18 protein-coding genes are annotated in these 19,509 nt (G+C 71.6%); 5 read left to right on the top strand and 13 right to left on the bottom strand.

Annotation, left to right across the window (positions count from 1 at the left end; all coding sequences use genetic code 11):
• Positions 1–63: 63 nt before the first annotated feature.
• From OG730_RS25005 to OG730_RS24985, 5 genes are all read right to left on the bottom strand, one after another.
• Positions 64–537: a YbaK/EbsC family protein gene (locus OG730_RS25005; RefSeq protein WP_327306349.1), complete on the bottom strand. Its 474-nt coding sequence runs from the start codon at positions 535–537 to the stop codon at positions 64–66.
• 55 nt (positions 538–592) lie between these two features.
• Positions 593–1,750, bottom strand: coding sequence for a serine hydrolase domain-containing protein (locus OG730_RS25000; protein ID WP_327306348.1), 1,158 nt, complete (start codon positions 1,748–1,750; stop codon positions 593–595).
• A gap of 79 nt (positions 1,751–1,829) precedes the next feature.
• Positions 1,830–2,612 carry an energy-coupling factor ABC transporter ATP-binding protein gene (locus OG730_RS24995; protein WP_442815004.1) on the bottom strand — a complete coding sequence of 261 codons (783 nt, stop codon included), beginning with the start codon at positions 2,610–2,612 and terminating at the stop codon, positions 1,830–1,832.
• Entirely contained in the window at positions 2,600–3,361 is a 762-nt protein-coding gene (gene cbiQ, locus OG730_RS24990; protein WP_327306346.1) for a cobalt ECF transporter T component CbiQ, read from the bottom strand. The genes OG730_RS24995 and cbiQ overlap by 13 nt, the downstream gene beginning before the upstream one ends.
• Before the next feature lies 1 nt (position 3,362).
• On the bottom strand, positions 3,363–4,418 hold the full coding sequence (locus OG730_RS24985) for an energy-coupling factor ABC transporter permease (protein WP_327306345.1): 1,056 nt from the start codon (positions 4,416–4,418) through the stop codon (positions 3,363–3,365).
• Positions 4,419–4,625: 207 nt separating this feature from the next.
• Between OG730_RS24985 and OG730_RS24980 the strand changes: the two genes are divergently transcribed.
• A complete protein-coding gene (locus tag OG730_RS24980; protein WP_327306344.1) occupies positions 4,626–5,048 on the top strand; it encodes an SsgA family sporulation/cell division regulator in 423 nt (140 codons plus the stop codon).
• Between the two features lie 121 nt (positions 5,049–5,169).
• Here the strand turns inward: OG730_RS24980 and OG730_RS24975 are convergent, their stop codons facing one another.
• Together OG730_RS24975 and OG730_RS24970 are read right to left on the bottom strand one after the other, a co-directional pair.
• Complete coding sequence (locus OG730_RS24975; protein WP_327306343.1) at positions 5,170–7,377, bottom strand: MMPL family transporter; 2,208 nt, start codon at positions 7,375–7,377, stop codon at positions 5,170–5,172.
• Between the two features lie 162 nt (positions 7,378–7,539).
• Positions 7,540–8,130: a TetR/AcrR family transcriptional regulator gene (locus OG730_RS24970; protein WP_327306342.1), complete on the bottom strand. Its 591-nt coding sequence runs from the start codon at positions 8,128–8,130 to the stop codon at positions 7,540–7,542.
• 210 nt (positions 8,131–8,340) lie between these two features.
• Here OG730_RS24970 and OG730_RS24965 point away from each other — a divergent pair, with 210 nt between their 5' ends.
• Positions 8,341–11,649: a S41 family peptidase gene (locus tag OG730_RS24965; protein WP_327306341.1), complete on the top strand. Its 3,309-nt coding sequence runs from the start codon at positions 8,341–8,343 to the stop codon at positions 11,647–11,649.
• Between the two features lie 104 nt (positions 11,650–11,753).
• Here OG730_RS24965 and OG730_RS24960 read toward each other — a convergent pair whose 3' ends face one another.
• From OG730_RS24960 to OG730_RS24945, 4 genes are all read right to left on the bottom strand, one after another.
• Positions 11,754–11,921 carry a hypothetical protein gene (locus OG730_RS24960; protein WP_327306340.1) on the bottom strand — a complete coding sequence of 56 codons (168 nt, stop codon included), beginning with the start codon at positions 11,919–11,921 and terminating at the stop codon, positions 11,754–11,756.
• 78 nt (positions 11,922–11,999) lie between these two features.
• Positions 12,000–12,884, bottom strand: coding sequence for an SDR family oxidoreductase (locus OG730_RS24955; RefSeq protein WP_327306339.1), 885 nt, complete (start codon positions 12,882–12,884; stop codon positions 12,000–12,002).
• On the bottom strand, positions 12,881–13,903 hold the full coding sequence (locus tag OG730_RS24950) for an alpha/beta fold hydrolase (RefSeq protein WP_327306338.1): 1,023 nt from the start codon (positions 13,901–13,903) through the stop codon (positions 12,881–12,883). Before OG730_RS24950 ends, OG730_RS24955 begins: the two co-directional genes overlap by 4 nt.
• Entirely contained in the window at positions 13,900–15,471 is a 1,572-nt protein-coding gene (locus OG730_RS24945; protein WP_327306337.1) for a flavin-containing monooxygenase, read from the bottom strand. Before OG730_RS24945 ends, OG730_RS24950 begins: the two co-directional genes overlap by 4 nt.
• Before the next feature lie 208 nt (positions 15,472–15,679).
• Between OG730_RS24945 and OG730_RS24940 the strand changes: the two genes are divergently transcribed.
• Positions 15,680–16,354, top strand: coding sequence for a MerR family transcriptional regulator (locus OG730_RS24940; RefSeq protein ID WP_327309401.1), 675 nt, complete (start codon positions 15,680–15,682; stop codon positions 16,352–16,354).
• Here OG730_RS24940 and OG730_RS24935 read toward each other — a convergent pair.
• Both OG730_RS24935 and OG730_RS24930 read right to left on the bottom strand, forming a co-directional pair.
• Positions 16,336–17,139: an exodeoxyribonuclease III gene (locus tag OG730_RS24935; protein ID WP_327306336.1), complete on the bottom strand. Its 804-nt coding sequence runs from the start codon at positions 17,137–17,139 to the stop codon at positions 16,336–16,338. The genes OG730_RS24940 and OG730_RS24935 overlap by 19 nt on opposite strands.
• A gap of 35 nt (positions 17,140–17,174) precedes the next feature.
• Positions 17,175–18,263, bottom strand: a complete 1,089-nt coding sequence (locus tag OG730_RS24930; RefSeq protein ID WP_327306335.1) for a recombinase family protein — start codon at positions 18,261–18,263, stop codon at positions 17,175–17,177.
• A 335-nt stretch (positions 18,264–18,598) separates the two neighbouring features.
• Here OG730_RS24930 and OG730_RS24925 point away from each other — a divergent pair, with 335 nt between their 5' ends.
• A complete protein-coding gene (locus tag OG730_RS24925; RefSeq protein WP_327306334.1) occupies positions 18,599–18,847 on the top strand; it encodes a hypothetical protein in 249 nt (82 codons plus the stop codon).
• A 97-nt stretch (positions 18,848–18,944) separates the two neighbouring features.
• A complete protein-coding gene (locus tag OG730_RS24920; protein ID WP_327306333.1) occupies positions 18,945–19,445 on the top strand; it encodes a GNAT family N-acetyltransferase in 501 nt (166 codons plus the stop codon).
• Positions 19,446–19,509 lie beyond the last annotated feature (64 nt).

Raw genomic sequence — 19,509 nt, 5'->3', positions numbered from 1 at the left:
GTCGGCCGGCCTGTCGCGCCCGCCCGCGGCGGCCGCCCTGCACGGGCCTGTGACAGCCGGCGCTCAGCCCTCCCGTACGTCGGCCAGCGCGGCCCCCGCGTGCCGGATCAGCTCGCGCGGATCCATCGGGAACACCGTGTGCGGGGTGCCCGCGGCCGCCCAGACCACGTCGTGGGCCAGCAGGGAGCGGTCCGCGAGGACCCGGGTGCGGGTGCGGTGCCCGAAGGGCGGCACCCCTCCGATGGCGTAGCCGGTGGTCTCCCGGACCAGGGCCGCGTCCGCCCGGGTCACCGCGCCCGCGCCGAGCTCGCGGCGCACCGCCTCCACGTCGACCCGGGAGGCCCCGTCCATGAGGACCAGTACGGGAACCCCGTCGGCGGCGAAGATCAGCGACTTCACGATCTGGCTGAGTTCGCAGCCGATCGCGGCGGCCGCGTCCGCGGCGGTCCGGGTCCCGTCGGGGAAGCTCCGTACGCCCGGTTCCAGACCCAGTGCGGCGAGGGCTTCGGCGAAGAGGGGATGCGTGGTCGTCGTCATGACGGCACGCTAACGCTCCCCGCCCCGCCCGTGCGACGCCGTTTCGCGGGCCGGGCTACAGCGCCGAGCGGACGGCCCGGACCAGGGCCTGGGCGCGCGGGTCGGCGGTGACCGACTTGGCGTGGGCGTTGGTGACGTAGCCGAAGCCGATGCCCGCCTCCGGGTCCGCGAAGGCCAGCGAGCCGCCGCGACCCGGATGCCCGAAGGAGGCCGGGGACAGCAGCGGGGAGGCCGGGCCGTGCAGCATGTAGCCGGGGCCGAAGCGGGTGTTGACCACCAGCACGCGGTCGGGGCCCGAGGAGAACTCCTTGCCGGCCAGCGCGGTGGTGGCCGGGGTGAAGATCCGCGCGCCGTCCTCCACCACGCCGATGGTGGCCGCGTAGAAGCGGGCCAGGGCGCGGGCCGTGCCGATGCCCGCGGAGGCCGGCAGCTCGGCCGCCCGGTAGGCGGGGTCGTTCTCGTCCGGCAGCGGGTGTATGGCCGCGAAGGCGCGGCGGGTGAGGGAGTCCGGATCGGCGTAGGCCGCGGAAACGTTTCGCTTCGGCCGGGTCCTGAGCGTGCCCGCGCTCTCCGGCGGATCGACCGGCGCCACCCGGCCCACCCGGCGCTCCTCGGACTCCGGCAGGCCGATCCAGAAGTCCAGGCCCAGCGGCTCCGCGATCTCCTCGGCCAGGATGCCCCCCAGCGTGCGGCCGGTCGCCCGCAGCACCAGCTCGGACAGCAGCCAGCTGAAGGTCTGCGCGTGGTAGCCGTGCTCGGTGCCGGGCTCCCAGAAGGCCTGCTGGGCGGCGACCGCGCGCGCTCCGGAGACTCCGTCCGCGGCCTCGGCCACCGTCAGCCCCCGGTCCAGGGCCGGAACGCCCGCGCGGTGCGCGAGCAGGTCGCGGACCCTGGTCCGCTCCTTGCCGCCCGCCTTGAACTCCGGCCAGTACGAGCTCACCGGCGCGTCCAGGTCCAGCAGCCCGCGCTGCTGGAGCAGCAGCGGTACGGCCGCGGCCACGCCCTTGGTCGCGGAGCGGACGATCTGCACGGTGTCCTCGCCCCAGGGCTCGGTGCCCTCGGCGTCCTTGGTGCCGGCCCACAGGTCCACGACCTTGTGCCCGTCGCGGTAGACGGCCACGGCCGCGCCCCGGTCGCCGAGCACCTCGAAGTTGCGTACGAACGCGTCCCTGACGGGCTCGAAGCCCTCCGCCACCACACCCTTGATGTCCACGGGGTGTGCAACAACCTCCGACCGGCGCTTATGCCACCACTGTGCTCATCCCACCACTGTGCTCATCCCACCGATGTGCTCATCCCACCGATACGGAGCGCGGGTCGAACCCGAAGGGCAGCTCCAGGCGGTGCGCCCGCATCAGCGCCTCGTCGCACAGCACGTCCTGGGTGCGGCCGTCCGCCACGATGGTCCCCTCGCTGAGGATCACCGCGCGCGGGCAGAGCTCCAGTGCGTAGGGCAGGTCGTGCGTGACCATCAGCACGGTGACGTCCAGCGAGCGCAGGATGTCCGCGAGCTCGCGGCGCGAGGCGGGGTCCAGGTTGGAGGACGGCTCGTCCAGTACGAGGATCTCGGGCCGCATGGCCAGTACGGTCGCCACCGCGACCCGGCGGCGCTGCCCGAAGGACAGGTGGTGCGGGGGCCGGTCCGCGAAGGCCGCCATCCCGACCTGCTCCAGGGCGCCGCGCACCCGCTCCTCCAGCTCGGCGCCGCGCAGCCCGGCGGCGGCCGGGCCGAAGGCCACGTCCTCCCGGACGGTCGGCATGAACAGCTGGTCGTCGGGGTCCTGGAACACGATGCCGACCCGGCGGCGGATCTCGGCGAAGTTGCGCTTCTCCACGGGCAGCCCGGCCACGCTCACGGTGCCGACGCCGCCGGTGAGGATGCCGTTGAGGTGCAGCACCAGGGTGGTCTTGCCGGCGCCGTTGGGACCGAGCAGCGCCACCCGCTCCCCCTGCCCGACCGTGAGATCGACCCCGAAGAGGGCCTGGTGGCCGTCGGGGTAGGCGTAGGCGAGGCCGGAGACTTCCAGCGAGGGCGGGGTGGGGGCCGGGGCCGGGGCTGCGTTCACAAGGACCATCCCATCAGACAGACGGCGAGCGCCGTCACCGGGAGCGCGGCCGCGTACGCCCACTGCGTGCGGGTGGCCGCCACCTCGTCGATCACCGGCATGGAGCCGGCGTAGCCGCGGCTGACCATCGCGAGGTAGACCCGCTCGCCGCGCTCGTAGGAGCGGATGAACAGGGCCCCGGCGGTCTTCGCGAGGACCCCCCAGTGCCGGATCCCGCGCGCCTCGAAGCCGCGGGAGCGGCGGGCGATGGACATCCGGCGCAGCTCGTCGCTGATGACGTCCCCGTACCGGATCATGAAGGAGGCGATCTGGACGAGCAGCGGCGGCAGCTTGAGCCGCTGGAGGCCCAGCAGCAGGGCGCGCAGTTCGGTGGTGGAGGCCAGGAGCACGGACGCGGCCACGCCGAGGGTGCCCTTGGCCAGGACGTTCCAGGCGCCCCAGAGTCCGGAGACGCTGAGCGACATGCCGAGGACCTCCACCCGCTCGCCCTGGGCCACGAAGGGCATCAGGACGGCGAAGGCGACGAAGGGCACCTCGATCAGGAGGCGGCGCAGCAGGAAGCCGAGCGGGATCCGGGCCACGATGGTGGCCACCGCGATGAGGACGGCGTACAGCCCGAAGGCCCAGACCGCCTCGCGGGGCGTGGACACGACGACGGCCACGAAACCGAAGGTCGCGGCGAGCTTGCAGTGCGGCGGCAGGTCGTGGACCGGGGAGCTCCCCGGCCGGTAGAGCTTGTGGGCGTGGCCCGCGCCCATGTCAGGCGGCCGGTACGGCGGTGGAGGCGGCCGTCAGGTCGGCCGCGCGGCGGCGGCGCACGGTCCAGAACACGCCGGTGCCGACGAGGACGGTCGCGCCGACGCCGATGACTCCGGCGAGGCCGCCGGAGAGACGGGCGTCGGAGACGTCCTTGACGCTGTAGTCGGCGAGCGGGGAGTCGGCGGCCGCGTGCTCGGTGACCTTCTGGTCGATGCCCTTGTCGGCGGCGACCTTCTCCAGTCCGTCCGGGCTGGAGGAGGCGTAGAAGGAGACGATGCCGGCGAGCGCCAGCGCGGCGACCAGGCCGGTGATCCACACGGGCTTGGTGGAGCGGGCGGCGACGGGCACGGCCGCGGAAGCGGCCGGGGCGTCGACCAGTTCGCCGCCGACGCGCAGCTTCAGCGGGGCGGACAGGCCGCGGGCGCCGTGGACCAGGTCGGGGCGGACGGCGATCACGGCGCCGACGGTGGCGGCGGTGATGACGGCCTCGCCGATGCCGATGAGGACGTGGACGCCGACCATGGCGCCGAACACCTTGGCGATGGGGACGTCGGTGGTGCCGCCGAGGGCGTAGAGGAGGGTGAAGAAGGCGGCCGCGGCGGGCACGGAGAGCAGGGCTCCGGCGAAGGCGGCGACGGTGATCGAGCGGCGGCTGTCGGGCAGCAGCTTGACCAGGGCGCGGAAGACGGCGTAGGCGACGACCACGGTGACGACGCCCATGGTGACGATGTTGACGCCGAGGGCGGTCAGGCCGCCGTCGGCGAACAGGAGGCCCTGCATGAGCAGGACCACGGACACGCACAGCACACCCGTATAGGGGCCGACGAGGATCGCGGCGAGCGCGCCTCCCAGCAGGTGGCCGCTTGTTCCGGCCGCGACGGGGAAGTTGAGCATCTGCACGGCGAAGATGAAGGCGGCCACGAGGCCGGCGAGCGGCGCGGTGCGCTCGTCGAGCTCCCGGCGGGCGCCCCGGAGGCTGACCGCCACGGCTCCGGCGGCGGCGACACCTGCGGCAATGGAGACGGGGGCATCGATGAAGCCGTCGGGCACATGCATGGTTCTGCTCCGCTTCCTGCGGTCCGGCGAACGGTCCGGCGAATGGTCCGTTGAGCTGACAAAGTCTTTAACCGTTCAAGGATAGGGCCTTCTTGCGAATGATTGGCAAGAGCGGTCACGTCACAAATAGCCCCGTGCGGATTCGTGGGAATGTGCGAGGCTGGGGGAAATACGGACGTAAATGTTCCGATTCGAGGAGTCTTGTCGATGTCAGCCGCCGCCGAGAATCCATCCGCAGGTGCCACCGCCACCCGGGCCGCGACCGCCACGGCCCCCCTCGTCGAGGAACGGGTTCGGGCCCGAGTGATCACCGACGACCCCCTCTACCGGGCCATCCCGGTCGCCCTGCGCTTCGTCCCCGACGAGCCGCTGGCCGTACGGATCGTCTTCCCCGCCGACCTCTCCCCCGAGGGCACCGACAACGAGTGGGTCTTCCCCCGCGCCCTCCTGGAGGCCGGCCTCCAGGCCCCGACCGGGACCGGCGACGTACGCGTGTGGCCCTGCGGGCGCGTCCAGGCCGTCGTCGAGTTCCACTCCCCGGAGGGCGTCGCGGTGGTCCAGTTCGACATCGCCGCCCTGCGCCGCTTCCTGCGCCGTACGTACGCGCCCTCGCCCGCGGCCACCCGTTAGGCCCAGCCGGACCCGCCCGATCCGGACCCATCCGATCCGGACGGCGGCCGGGCACGCGGAACGGCCCCGCACCTCCCGGTGCGGGGCCGTTCCGCGTACGTACCTACTACCGACCGAAGGGTCAGGCGTTGGCCAGCTCGCGGTCCTTGTCGGGACCGGAGCCGTCCTCGGCGTCGCCGAGGTGCTTGCGCAGGCTCTCGCCCTCCACGTCCACGTTCGGCAGGATCCGGTCGAGCCACTTCGGCAGCCACCAGGCCTTGTGGCCGAGCAGCGCGAGGACGGCCGGGACGATGGTCATGCGGACGATGAAGGCGTCGAAGAAGACGGCGATGGCCAGCGCGAAGCCGATCATCTTCACCATCTGGTCGCTGGCGCCCATGAAGCCGGAGAACACCGCGATCATGATGACGGCCGCGGCCACGACCACCCGGGCGCTGTACTGGAACCCGGTGACGACGGCCTGACCCGGCCGCTCCCCGTGGACGTACGCCTCACGCATGCGGGTGACCAGGAACACCTCGTAGTCCATGGCCAGACCGAAGACCACGCCGACCATGAAGATCGGCATCATCGACATGATCGGGCCGGTCTGCTCCACCCCGAAGAGCGAGCCGAGCCAGCCCCACTGGAAGACCGCCACGACGGCGCCGAGGGCGGCGACCACCGAGAGCAGGAAGCCGAGCGCCGCCTTGAGCGGAACCAGGATCGAGCGGAAGACGAGCATCAGCAGCAGGAAGGCGAGGCCGACGACGAGTGCCAGGTAGGGCAGCAGCGCGTCGTTCATCTTCTGCGAGAAGTCGATGTTCATCGCGGTCGCGCCGGTGACGAACACCTTGCCGCTGTCGCTGCCCTCGCGGATCTCGTGGACGAGGTCCTCGGTCTCCACGGAGGACGGACGGTCCTTCGGGACGACCGTGATGACGGCGGCGTCCTTGGCCTCGTTCTGGGTGGCCGGCATGACCGCGGCCACGCCGTCCAGGCCCTTGATCCGCTCGACCGTCGCGTCGGCGAGCGCCTTGTCCCCGTTCACGACGACCATCAGCGGGCCGTTGAAGCCCGGGCCGAAGCCGTCGGAGAGCATGTCGTACGCCTGGCGCTGGGTGGTGGACACCGGCTGGGCGCCGTCGTCCGGCAGGCCCATCTCCAGCTTGCTCGCCGGGACGGCGACGATGCCGAGGCCGATCACGCCCGCGAGCAGCACCATGACGGGGCGGCGCAGGATGAAGCGGGCCCAGCGGGTGCCGCCGTTGGGCTTGGCCTCGGCGCCTTCGGCGGCGGGCTTGCCCTTGCCGAGGAAGCGGGACTTGGTGCCGGCGGGCAGCACCTTCTTGCCGGCGAAACCGAGCATGGCCGGGACCAGCGTCAGGGCGACGAGGACGGCGATGACCACGGTTCCGGCGGCGGCGAAGCCCATCTTGCTGAGCATGGGGATGTTGACGACGGCCAGGCCCACGAGGGCGATGACCACGGTCAGACCGGCGAAGACGACGGCGGAACCGGCGGTTCCGACGGCGCGGCCGGCGGCCTCGTCGCGCTCGCGGCCCTCGGCGAGCTCCGCGCGGTAGCGGGAGACGATGAAGAGGGCGTAGTCGATGCCGACGGCGAGGCCGATCATCATCGCGAGGGTGGAGGTGGTGGAGCCGAGGTCCAGCACGTTGGCGAGCGCGGTGATGGAGGAGATGCCGATGCCCACGCCGATGAGCGCGGTCAGCAGCGGCAGGCCCGCGGCGATGAGCGAGCCGAAGGTGATGACGAGGACGATCGCGGCGATCGCGATGCCGATGATCTCGCCGGAGCCCGTCTCGGGGGCGGCCTGCAGGGCGTCGCCGCCGATCTGGACGTTCAGTCCGTCGGCCTTGGCGGCCGTGGTGGACTCCGTGAGGGCCTCGCGGGTGGCGTCCGTCAGCTCCATGCCGCTGACCTTGTACTTGACGCTCACGTAGGCGGTGGAGCCGTCCTCGCTGACGGCCTTGGCCTCGTACGGGCTGGTGACCGAGGAGATCTGGTCCTTGCCCGGACCGTCCTTCAGCTCACTGACGATCTTCTCGACCTGCGGCTTGACGGCCGCGGAGTCGACCTTCTCGCCGGCCGGGGCCTTGATCACGATGCGGGCGGTGGCGCCGTCGGCGGCCATCCCCGGGAAGCGCTGGTCCAGCAGGTCGAAGGCCTTCTGGGCCTCGGTGCCGGGTATGGAGAACGAGCCTGAGGTGGGTGCGGACGCGGATGCCGCGCCGAAGCCGGCGACGAACAGCAGCGCCACCCAGACGAGGGCGACGAATCGGCGGCGCCGGAAGGCACCCCTGCCGAGTCGGTAAAGGAAGGTGGCCACGTCGGTGGTTCTCCCGTTCGGGTCGTGGGATGGATCAGGGCATGGAATGCCGTACCGACGACGAGAGCGGCGTGTCAGGGCAGGCAGGAATTCGAGCGCGGGGACAGCGCGGGCGGGCGGCTGCGTGGGTGGGCAGCCGGGCAGGTGAGCGGCCGGGCGGGATCAGACGCCGAGGGCGGGGAAGACCACGGCGTCGATGAAGTCACCGAGGAACGTCCGGTCGACGGACCGGTCCTCGATGAGCGGAAGGGCGATGAACGCCCCGATGAGCATGTGCGGAACGAAGGCCAGGGCCGGACAGTCCGGGGCGATCTCTCCCCGGGTGACCGCTCTTTGCAGCATCTCCTGCAGACCGTTGATCTCCGGATCGACCAGCAGGTCCCGTAGCGCCTTGTGGAGCTCGGGGCTCTCGTGCACCGCGTGGGTCAGGCCCCGCATCAGCGCGGTGTCCTTCGCCATCTGGGCGTCGTCGGAGTTCTCGATCATGACCCCGAAGTCCCCGCGGATGCTGCCCGTGTCGATCTCCCGGAGGGAGACCGGCTGGGTGCAGCGCAGGGCCTTCGCGACCAGCTCGGGCTTGCTCCCCCACTGGCGGTAGAGGGTGGCCTTGCTGGACTTCGTACGGGCGGCGACCGCGTCCATGGTCAGCGCCTCGTAGCCGACCTCGCGGAGCAGGTCGAGGACCGCTCCGTGCAGTTCGGCTTCCCGTTCGGGGGTGATCCGGCTGCGACGCGACATGACCTCTTCGACCATCCCGGCGTCTCCTCCCGACCTTGCCCAACCGAACGAAACCGTTTCGTACGGATCGACCATACCCCGAACCCTAAGCGAAACGAAACAGTTCCGTTTCGCTTAGGGAGTGGCGTCGGTCACGCCCCCGAGCCTTCGCGCCGCCCTCGCGGAAGGCCGCATGGATCACCTGTACGAGTTGCCAGCCCCCCTCCGCGCGGAAAGCATTGGGGGGTGAGTCACGACGCGGCGTACCTCCGGTTCCCCCATCTCCACGACGATCTGCTGTGCTTCGCCACCGAGGACGACCTCTGGGTGGCACCCCTGGTACCTCCCGGAGAGCCCGCGGGCCGGGCCTGGCGGATCACCGTCGACCGGACCCGGGTGGGCCACCCCCGGTTCTCCCCCGACGGCAAGCACATCGCCTTCACCACCTGGCGCAGCCTCGACCCCGAGATCCACCTCGCCCCCGTCTCCGGCGGCCCGGCCCGCCGCCTCAGCTACTGGGGCGCCACCGACACCCGGGTCTGCGGCTGGACCCCGCCCGACAAGGACGGCCGCAGCGACATCCTGGCCGTCTCCTCGCACGGCCAGCCCTTCTCCTACTTCGCCTGGGCGTACACCCTCCCCACCGACGGCAGCCCCGGCGGCCGGCTCCCCTGGGGGCCCGTCTCCGACATCGCCGTCCACGACGAGGCCCCACACCGTGACGGGGGCGCGGAGGAGCCGGCCGAGCGGCGCACCCTGCTGCTGACCGGCAAGCCCCCGCACGAGCCCGCCGCGTGGAAGCGCTACCGCGGCGGCGCCACCGGCCGGCTGTGGCTGCACGGCGAGCGGCTGCTGGAGGGCGTCGAAGGCCACCTGGACTCCCCGATGTTCGTGGACGGCCGGATCGCCTTCCTCTCCGACCACGAGGGCATCGGCAACGTCTACTCCTGCCTGCCCGACGGCACGGACCTGCGCCGGCACACCGACCACGAGGACTTCTACGCCCGGCACGCCTCCAGCGACGGCTCCCGGATCGTCTACCAGTGCGCCGGCGACCTGTGGATCGTGGAGTCGCTGGCCCCCGGCGCCACCCCGCGCAAGCTGGAGGTCCGCCTCGGCGGCCCCCGAGCGGGCCGCCGCAGCTACCAGGTCCCGGCCGCCAGCCACGTCGACTCCCTCTCCGTGGACGCCACCGGGCGGGCCAGCGCCGTCGTCGTGCGCGGCAGCCTGTACTGGCTCACGCACCGCGACGGGCCCGCCCGCACCATCGCCGACACCCCGGGCGTACGGGTCCGGCTGCCCGAGATGCTCGGCAGCGGCGGGCAGGTGGCGTACGTGACCGACGCCGAGGGCGAGGACGCGATCGAGATCGCCTACCTGCCCCGCGCCTCGGGCGACCGCGAGCCCCGCCGGCTCGCCTCCGGCGCGGTGGGCCGGGTACTGGAGCTGCTCTCCGATCCGGACGGGGAGCGGCTCGCGATCGCCTCCAACGACGGGCGGCTGCTGCTCATCGACGCCACGGAGGAGTCCAACGGGGAGGCCAGCGAGCTGATCCGGTCCGAGAACGGGCCCGTCACCGACCTCGCCTTCTCCCCCGACGGGGACTGGCTGACCTGGTCCCACCCCGGCATCGGCCGCTCGCTGCGCCAGATCAAGATGGCCCGGATCTCCGGACCCGGCGCGCACACGGTCATCGACGTCACCAACGGCCGCTTCGAGGACGAGAGCCCGGTCTTCACCCGGGACGGGCGCTACCTCGCCTTCCTGTCCTGGCGCGGTTTCGACCCCGTCTACGACGTCCACACCGGCGACCTGTCCTTCCCGCTGGGCTGCCGCCCCTACCTGGTGCCGCTGTCCTCGGCCACCCCCTCCCCCTTCGCCTTCTCCCCCGACGGCCGCCCCGCGGCGGGCGGACTCGACCCGGTCGAGGGGGACTCGGAGTCCGGCGACGGCGCGGTCACCGTGGAGGTGGAGGGCCTGGAGAGCCGGGTCACGCCCTTCCCGGTGTCGGCCTCCAAGTACTCGGCCCTCTACCCGGTGAGCGGCGGCGGGCTGGTGTGGCTGCGCTGGCCGATCTCGGGCGCGCTCGGCGAGACCTTCGCCAATCCGGCCGACACCAGCGGCAAGCCCACCCTGGAGTACTTCGACCTCACCAAGGCCCGCAAGACGGAGCTGGCCTCCGGGCTGGACTGGTTCGCGGTCAGCGGCGACGGCACCCGGCTCGTGGTCAACGACGACGGCGACCTGCGCGCCGTCCCGGCGACGGAGTCCGGCGACTCCGACTCCACCGTCTACCTGGACCTGCGGCGCATCCTGCACGAGGTGGACCCGGCGGCCGAGTGGCGCCAGGCCTTCGAGGAGGCGGGGCGGCTGATCCGCGCCTACTTCTGGGAGCCGAAGATGTGCGGCATCGACTGGGACGGGGTGCTGCGCCAGTACCGCTTCCTGGTCGAACGGGTGGCCTCCCCCGACGAGTTCGCCGACCTGATGCGGGAGGTCCTCGGCGAACTCGGCACCTCGCACGCGTACGTGTCCCCGGCCCGCCGCAACGAAGGCCCCCCGCACTACCAGCGGGCCATCGGCCTGCTCGGCGCCAACCTCTTCCCCCGCGACGGGTCCTGGGTCGTCGGCCGGATCCTGCCCGGCGAGTCCTCCGACTCCAAGGCCCGCTCCCCGCTCGCGGGCACGGGCATCCGCGAGGGAGCGGTCCTCACCCACGTCGACGGCCGCCCGGTGGACCCGGTCACCGGGCCCTACCCGCTGCTCTCGGCGGCCGGCGGCACCACCGTGGAGCTCACCTTCGAGCCCGCCGAGGGGCAGGGCCGCTCGCGCCGGGTCGCGGTCGTCCCGCTGATCGACGAACGGCCGCTGCGCTACCAGGACTGGGTGGCCAAACGCCGCGCCGTGGTCCGGGAGATCAGCGACGGCAAGTGCGGCTACCTGCACATCCCCGACATGGGCGGCTCGGGCTGGGCGCAGTTCAACCGCGACCTGCGCGCCGAGATGTCCAAGCCGGCCCTGCTCGTGGACGTACGCGGCAACGCCGGCGGGCACATCAGCGAGCTGGTGGTGGAGAAGCTGACCCGCTCGATCCTCGGCTGGGACCTGACCCGGGGCGCGCAGCCCGTCTCCTACGCCTCCAACGCGCCCCGGGGCCCGATCGTGGCCCTGGCCGACGAGGCGACCTCCTCCGACGGGGACATGATCACCGCCGCCTTCAAGCTCCTGGGGCTCGGCCCGGTCGTCGGCCAGCGCACCTGGGGCGGGGTGGTCGGCATGACCGGCCGGCACACCCTCGGCGACGGCACGGTGATCACGGTGCCGATGAACGCGGCCTGGTTCCCCGAGTACGGCTGGTCCGTGGAGAACCAGGGCGTGGAGCCCGACCTGCCGATCCTGCGCACCCCGCTCGACTGGGCGGAGGGGCGGCACGCGCAGCTCGACGACGCCGTGCACCTGGCGCTGGAGCTGCTGGAACAGGACCCGGCGGCGGTGCCGCCCGGCTACACGGACGTACCGGACCGGCGCCGGCCGCGGCTGCCGCCGCGGGGGTGATCCCGTAGGGCATGACTGAGGGGTGCGACCCGGGACGGCGGGTCGCACCCCTCAGTACGTGTCGCTACGTGTCGCTACGTGTCGCTACGTGTCGCTACGTGTCGCTACTTCTCGAAATTCTCGGCGGTCCCGTCGAACGTGTCGCGGGCCCTGCCCTTGGCCTGGTCGACGGCCTCCGAGGCGCGCTCGGACACCTCGTCCTGCTGGCCGGAGGCCTTCGCCCGCTCCGCGAGTTCCCTGGCCTTGTCCTGGAACTGGTCCTTGATGCCCATGTGTCCTCACTCCTGTAGCGGTGTTCGGTAAGGGGAACCCGACCAGTCTCACCCAGGTGGACATTCAGCGCATTCCGGTCAGCGGTTCTGGCTGCGCTCCTGCTCGTCCGCGGCCCCGCCGGCCCCCACAAGCCCCTTGGAGACACTGGCCAGTCGCGGTTCGAACCGCTTCATCTCGCGCTGTCCGACTGCCGAGATGATCCCGGGCAGGTACCCGCGGACCCCCTGCATGCCCCGCAGCCACCACTGCGCGTACACGTGCGCGGAGCGCCGCTCGATGCCCGCGACGATCCGGTCGACGGCCGGCCCCAGCGGGTACGTCTGGTTCGACGGCCACGGCAGCCGCTGGCGCAGCTCCCGCATGACCTCGTCCTGGTCGGCGCCGCGGACCATGTCGGTGTCGGTCCAGGACAGGTAGCCGACGCCCACCTTGACCCCCTTGTAGCCGACCTCCGAGCGCAGGCAGTGCGCGAAGGCCTCGACCCCGGACTTGGAGGCGCAGTAGGCGGTCATCATCGGCGCCGGGGTGATCGCCGCGAGGGAGGCGATCTGCAGGAAGTACCCGCGGCTCTCCATCAGGACGGGCAGGAAGGCACGGGCGGTGACGGCGCCGCCGATGAGGTTGACCTCGATGACCCGGCGCCAGGCGTCGGGGTCGGAGTCGGCGAAGGGCCCGCCGGAGGCGACTCCGGCGTTGGCGACGACTATGTCCACCTTGCCGAAGCGCTGCTTGACCTCCTGCGCGACCCGGGCCATGGCCACGTGGTCGGTGACGTCGGCGTACCAGTGGTCGCTGTCGGTGTGCAGCCGCGCGGAGACCTCCTTGAGGGCCTCGGGCTCCAGGCCCACGAGGGCCACCTTCGCGCCGCGGGCGGACAGTTTGCGGGCGAGCAGTTCGCCGACCCCGCGCGCGGCCCCCGTGACGACGGCGACCTGGCCTTCCAGACTCTTACGGGCACTCACGCGGTCTTCTCCTTCGCGGGACGGTCGGTGTCGATGTCGGTGTCGATGTCGATGTCGATGTCGATGTCGCTGCCGCCGGCGCTGCCGCTGCCGGAGCGGCGGACGGCGGAGCGTCCGAGATACGCCTCGGCGAGCTCGCGCACGGCGGCGGTGACGGCCTCCGGGGCCTCGATCGGGCTCATGTGCCCGACTCCGGTCAGCTCGGTGAGGCCCACGCAGTTCGGCAGCGCGGCCGCCAGCCCCCGGGCGTGCACGATCGGCGTCAGCCGGTCGCTCTTGCCGCCGATGACGGCGGTGGGCACGGTGAGCGCGGCCAGCCGCGCGTCGAGGTCCAGGGCGGCCAGCACCCCGGACCAGGCGTGCCGCACCGGGGTGGGGCAGGCGTGCACGATCCGCGCGCAGGCCTCGACCTTGTCGGGCGCGGAGCCGGGGCCCATCGTGGCGTACTTCAGCACCTTGCGGGCGACGGGGGTCACGGGCCCGAGCGGGGCCCGGGATCCCAGGACCGCCCCGGTGATACGGGTCCTCGCGCGGCCGGCCCGCCACGGCAGGACCTGCGCCTCCTCGACCAGCCGGCCGCTGCCCGTGCTGCACAGCAGCGCCGCCGCGGCGTGTTCGGCGAACTCCGGCCGGGCGGCGGCGGCCATGACCGTCATCCCGCCCATGGAGTGGCCGGCGACGACGGCCTTCTCGCCGGGGGCGAGGGTGGCTCCCAGGACCGCGACGAGGTCGTCGGCGAGGGCCTCGGTGCCGTAGCCGGAGCGGACACCGGCGGGGCTGCGGCCGTGGCCCCGCTGGTCGTAGGCGATGACCCGGTGCTCGCCGGACAGGGCCCGTATCTGCGCGGCCCAGAAGGCGGTGGAACAGGTCCAGCCGTGTGCGAGCACGATGGCCGGGGCCCCGTCCTCGCCGTGCACCTCGACGTGCAGGCGCGCACCGTCGGCGGAGGTGGCGACCAGCTCCCGGCGGGCCGCCGGCGGGGCGTACGGCCCGGCGGTCACGTGCGTCAGGCGGCTCACGCGGCCCCCTCCCGCACCGCTTCGGCCCCACCGGCCGCCGGGACCCGCTCGCGCTCGCGGCCCCGTACGACCTCGTACTCGCCGAGGTCCACGCCCAGGGTCTCCTTGCGGAACTCCCCGGTGGTGCCCGGCCAGACCGTGGTGTTGCGGCCCTGCGCGTCGAGGTACCAGCTGGTGCAGCCGCCGGTGTTCCACACCGTCCGCTCCATCCGGGTCTGGACCTGCCGGTTCCAGGCGTTCACGGCGGACGGCCGTGCGGCGAGGGCGACCTTGCCGCCCAGGACACCAAGCTGGCGCATGTAGTCCGCCATGTAGTTCAGCTGCGACTCGATCATCAGGATCATCGAGCTGTTCCCGAGCCCGGTGTTCGGACCGATGATCGTCATCCAGTTCGGGAAGCCCGCCGCGGTGGCCCCGCGCAGGGACTGCATCCCGTCCTTCCAGACCTCCGCGAGGGTCTTGCCGTCCACGCCCACCACCCTGTCGGCGATCGGCATGTCCGTGACGTGGAAGCCGGTGCCGAAGACGATCGCGTCGACCTCGGTCTCGGTCCCGTCGGCCGCCACCAGCACCGAACCCCGGATCTCCTTGAGCCCGGAGGCCACGAGGTCCACGTTGGGACGGGCCAGCGCCGGGTAGTACTCGCTCGACAGCAGGATCCGCTTGCAGCCGATGCGGTACGAGGGCGTCAGCTTGGCCCGCAGCGCCGGGTCCTTGATCGAGCGCGCCATGTTGGCCTTGGCCAGGGACTCGATCAGCCCGAGCTGGTTCGGCCGCTTGGTGAAGGCGCTGACCTGGAGCTCGCGTATCCCCCACAGCAGCCCGCGGCGGGCCGCCCGGGTGAAGGGGAGCTGGCGGTGCAGCCAGCGCTCCACCGAGGTGATCGCCCGGTCGGTGCGCGGCATCACCCACGGCGGGGTGCGCTGGAAGAGGGTGAGGCGCTCCACCTCGGGGGCGATCGCGGGCACGATCTGGATGGCGGAGGCACCCGTACCGATCATGGCGACGCGCTTGCCGCGCAGGTCGTACTCGTGGTCCCAGCGGGCCGAGTGGAAGACCTTGCCGGGGAAGCCGGCGAGTCCGGGTATCTCCGGCATCTTCGGGTCCGACAGCGGCCCGGTGGCGGAGACGACCACGTCGGCGGTGAAGTCGCCGCCCGCGGTCTCGATCTCCCACCGCATCCCGTCCGCGTCCCAGCGCATCATCCGGACCTCGTGGTTCAGCCGGATGTGGCGGCGCAGCCCGAAGGTGTCGGCCACGTGCTCCAGGTACTCCCTGATCGCGGGCTGGCCGGAGAAGGTGCGGGGCCAGTCGGGATTGGGGGCGAAGGAGAAGGAGTACAGATGGGAGGGCACGTCGCAGGCGCACCCGGGGTAGTTGTTGTCCCGCCAGGTGCCGCCGACGGAGTCGGCGCGCTCCAGGACGACGAAGTCCGTGATCCCCTCGCGCCGCAGCCGCACCGCGGCGCCCAGCCCGCCGAACCCGGAGCCGATCACCGCCACGCGTACGTGCTCGCGTTCCTGCTCTCGTTCCTGCACGCGCCCGTCCATGCCACCGCCCACGCCCATGCCAGCCACCTTCGGATGCCGATGCCAACGCCCATTCAGATGCTGCCAGCAATCACTGGCACAATCGGGAGAGTAGAGCAGCTCCGTACTCATGGGTAGGGGTCGCGCCGGGAAAGTTACCGGGAGTACGCCCTAGGCTGCCCACGTGCCGCACAATGCGACGCAGGACGCGGCGCCACCCACCCACGCCACAGCAGCAAGGACCACAGTGCGCGAATACCGCACGGAAGAGCTGGCCGAGGCCGCCGGCATCCCCGTACGCACCCTGCGCTTCTACCGTGAGCGCAAGCTCCTGCCGCCGCCCCGCCGCGAGGGCCGCATCGCCTGGTACGACGACCACCACCTGTCCCGGCTGCGCACCATCGCCGCCCTGCTGGAGCGCGGCCACACCCTCGGCGGGATAGCCGAGCTGACGGTCGCCTTCGAGAACGGCCGCGACGTGGGCCAACTGGGTGAGCTGCTCGGCATCGGCTGGTCGGAGGAGACCCCGGTCCGCCTCACGCCCGAGGCCCTCGCCGACTACTTCGAGGGCGAGGTCACCCCGGAGAACCTGGCGGCCTCGCTCGACCTCGGCTACCTCGCCACCGACGGCGAGGAGATCGTCCACGTCAGCCGCCGGCTCCTGGACGTCTCCTCGGCGCTGGTCCGCGAGGGCGTACCGCTCTCGGCCGTCCTGGAGGCGGGCCGCCGGGTCCGCGCGCACACGGACGCGATGGCGGCCCTGTTCACGGAGCTCATCTCCGTCCACATCTCGGAGGAAGCCGTCCCGCGCCTGCGCCCCCTGGCCAAGAGCGTGGTCGAGGCGGAACTCACGATGTCCATGGACCGCCTGCGCCCACCGGGCCCCTCGCTCCCCCCGTCGGGTCAGACGCCGAGCTCGTAGACCACGGTCACGGGCGCGTGGTCGGACCACCGCTCGGGGTGCGTCTCGGCCCGCTCCACGAAGGCCTTGACGGCCTTGGCCGCCAGCCCCGGCGTGGCCACCTGCAGGTCGATCCGCCAGCCGGCGTCGTTGTCGAAGGCCCGCCCGCGGTAGGACCACCAGGAGTACGGCCCCTCGGTGTCCGGGTGCAGGCTGCGCACCACGTCCACGTACCCGGCGGTGTCGTACACCTGCCCGAGCCACTCGCGCTCCTCGGGCAGGAATCCGGCGTTCTTCCGGTTGGTCTTCCAGTTCTTCAGGTCGGCTTCCTGGTGGCAGATGTTCCAGTCACCACAGACGACGACCTCGCGCCCGTCCGCGGCGGCCCGCACCTTGAGCTCCTGCAGATACAGGAGGAACTCCCCCATGAACCGGTACTTCTCGTCCTGCTTCTCGGTCCCCGCCTCCCCGGAGGGCAGGTAAAGACTGGCGACGGTCACACCCGGCAGGTCGATCTCCAGGTACCGCCCGCTGGTGTCGAACTCGTCACTCCCGAAGCCGATCTGCACCCGCTCCGGCTCCCGCCGCGTGTACACCGCGACCCCGGCCCGCCCCTTGGCGGCGGCCGGCGCGAACACGGTGTGCCACCCCTCGGGCGCCCGCACCTCGTCCGGAATCTGCCCCTCCTCGGCCCGCACTTCCTGCAGGCAGACGACGTCGGCGTCCGACCCGGCCAGCCAGGGCGAGAACCCCTTCTTGGCGGCGGCGCGGATTCCGTTCACGTTTACGGACGTCACAGTGATCAAGACATGCTCCCCACATCGCACAAAACGGGAACAGCCTACTCGGCGGCACCATCCGAGCGGCTGCTCGTCTCACCACCATCGGCCCAAGGGTCCGCCTCCCACAGCGGATGCACGTTGGCGATCACAGGCGCCCCTTCTCCCCGCCTGAAGGCAACTCGACGAACGAGCCGCTTGAGCAGCGCGTTCTTCTCGGAGTCCAAGAGCACGCCCCACTCCTGCGCCAGCCGGACGATCAAGGGCTCAAAGTCGGCGCGATCAAGCCTCGCCTCGCCTACGGTCATTTTCTCCGCTTCGCGGACGATCCAGTCGTGCAGCTCACCCTCGACCACGGACCGCCGAACCCAGAAGCCGGGGCACCCATGCGTACTCGTCACCGAGCGTCGGCCACAGCAGTAGGAGTAACCCCGTACGAGTTGCTTCTGCCCGTCCGGGCCCTTGCGGTCCCTCGACTCCACCGGGGCAGTGCCACGGCACTGATCACACTTGGCAAGGTTGGTGAGCGGATAGAGAGATCTAACGGAGCGCGGTTGCATCTTGCGCCTGCTGTCGCGTTCGTCCTGGTACTGCTGCCACAGTTCCGACGAGATCAGTTCCTCGTGCGCGCCGGGCGCGAAGATGTGATGGGGACAGGTGCCGCTCTCCCCACACGCGCATTTCGGGTCGTGCACACGCAGCAGACCGGCCGGGAAACCGGAGTCCATGTACCGCATGAGTACTTGGACGCTCCACGGGTTTCCTCGCACCGTGAGGAACCCGTGGGTATTGAGCCAGCCACACAGGGCGTAGAACGACGTGCCGCCGACGAAGCGCCGATACACCTCCGCATACGCGGGCGCGTCGCCGGCGAGGTCGGGTTCGTACCGCTCGTTCTGAACGGTCCCCCCACCGTTGCCGTCGGCCAGCCGACGCGGGTGCCAGATGTAACCACTGCGGGGCCGGCCTGTAGCAGGGACCCCCAGCTTGTAGCGGCGGTGGTCGTGGGTCTCGCGCCATTGCTCACCGAGCTTGTCGGACTCGTAGGCCGCGAACTCGAACAGGACGCCCCGCTGGAGGCGGCCGGATGCCGTCCGGGCGTCGATCCGCTCGGTTGCCTCACCCTTCTCGACCATGGCGATGGCTTCCATGACCTTGCGGTTGAAGTACGGCCGGTCTGGTCGAGATCGACGATCCACCCGACGATTCGACGTCCCGTACGGCGGGCCCAGTCCTCGATCCCCACCCTCTGCAGCTCGGGGGAAATCATCTCTTCCTTCCACGTCGAGACCCTGATGTAGCCGACGTAGGACTCAAGCCCGGACAAGTCGACCGGCGCACGCGTCACGCGCATCCCTCCCCTACTCGCGGGCACGCAAGGTAAACCAGCTCCCGCGACGCCCTCCTGTTTCAAATTTATAGAGCACTAGAAAAATATTCAAGAGGCCTAGAAGGCTGCCGCTCGCAGGTGGCTAGAATCTCCGGCATGGACACTCAGGCCCCCGCCGTTCTCCTCCGCACGGCCATCGAAGCCGTGCGCGCCATGCCCGGCGGTGCGGAGCGTGCAGTCGCGGTGACCGAACTGCTCGGCTCCCTGCGGGAGGCACAAGGGGACCTGCGCAGGATTCGCGCGGACGATGTGACGGAGCTGCGCAAGACCCTCAAGCTGCGAGAGATCGCTGAGCGACTGAGCCTCTCGACCGGTCGCGTCGATCAAATCCTGAAGGGCAAATAGCGGACGCGCCCTCCGGGGGCCCGCCACGTGCCGCTCCGGAGCCCCGGCCCCGGGCCGCACCACTCGGGCAGTGAGCCGTGACCCGTAGGCTGTTCCGATGTCTCAGGAGATCCAGCTCCGCGCCGTGTCGTACGACCACCCGGACGCGGTCAAGCTCAACGACCAAGTGCAGATCGAATACCAGGAGCGCTACGAGGGCGAGGGCGACGAAACCTTCCTCGACCCGGCGATGTTCGTCCCGCCGAGCGGCCTCTACCTCCTCGCCTACGACGCTTCGGGCGCGCCGGTGGCCAGCGGCGGGTGGCGCGGCCACGAGGCGAACGACGAGGGCTACTCGGACGGCGACGCCGAGCTGAAGCGCATGTACGTGATACCCGAGGCCCGCGGCCTGGGCCTGGCCCGCCGCATCCTCGCCGCCCTCGAAGCGGACGCCCGCGCGGCCGGCCGCCTGCGCATGGCCCTGGAAACCGGCGACCAGCAGCCCGAGGCCATCGCCCTCTACCTCTCCGAGGGCTACACCCTGACGGACGCCAAATTCGGCCACTACCGCTTCCACGACTCCAGCCGCTGCATGACGAAGCCCCTGAACCCGGCCTAGCCGGCCCCGTGCCCGCGCCCGCACCGCCCGCTCCCGCGGGCGCGGCGCCCCGCCGCCCTCATGG

Source organism: Streptomyces sp. NBC_01298 (assembly GCF_035978755.1).
Taxonomy (GTDB): Bacteria; Actinomycetota; Actinomycetes; order Streptomycetales; family Streptomycetaceae; genus Streptomyces.
This window is presented reverse-complemented; position numbering and strand designations above follow the sequence as displayed.

Excerpts from the sequence above, each read along its gene's own strand:
- OG730_RS25005 (WP_327306349.1), bottom strand. The coding sequence starts at position 537 with ATGACGACGACCACGCATCCCCTCTTCGCCGAAGCCCTCGCCGCACTG.
- OG730_RS24995 (WP_442815004.1), bottom strand. The coding sequence starts at position 2,612 with ATGGTCCTTGTGAACGCAGCCCCGGCCCCGGCCCCCACCCCGCCCTCG.
- cbiQ (WP_327306346.1), bottom strand. The coding sequence starts at position 3,361 with ATGGGCGCGGGCCACGCCCACAAGCTCTACCGGCCGGGGAGCTCCCCG.
- OG730_RS24985 (WP_327306345.1), bottom strand. The coding sequence starts at position 4,418 with ATGCATGTGCCCGACGGCTTCATCGATGCCCCCGTCTCCATTGCCGCA.
- OG730_RS24980 (WP_327306344.1), top strand. The coding sequence starts at position 4,626 with ATGTCAGCCGCCGCCGAGAATCCATCCGCAGGTGCCACCGCCACCCGG.
- OG730_RS24970 (WP_327306342.1), bottom strand. The coding sequence starts at position 8,130 with ATGGTCGAAGAGGTCATGTCGCGTCGCAGCCGGATCACCCCCGAACGG.
- OG730_RS24960 (WP_327306340.1), bottom strand. The coding sequence starts at position 11,921 with ATGGGCATCAAGGACCAGTTCCAGGACAAGGCCAGGGAACTCGCGGAG.
- OG730_RS24945 (WP_327306337.1), bottom strand. The coding sequence starts at position 15,471 with ATGGGCGTGGGCGGTGGCATGGACGGGCGCGTGCAGGAACGAGAGCAG.
- OG730_RS24930 (WP_327306335.1), bottom strand. The coding sequence starts at position 18,263 with ATGGAAGCCATCGCCATGGTCGAGAAGGGTGAGGCAACCGAGCGGATC.
- OG730_RS24925 (WP_327306334.1), top strand. The coding sequence starts at position 18,599 with ATGGACACTCAGGCCCCCGCCGTTCTCCTCCGCACGGCCATCGAAGCC.
- OG730_RS24920 (WP_327306333.1), top strand. The coding sequence starts at position 18,945 with ATGTCTCAGGAGATCCAGCTCCGCGCCGTGTCGTACGACCACCCGGAC.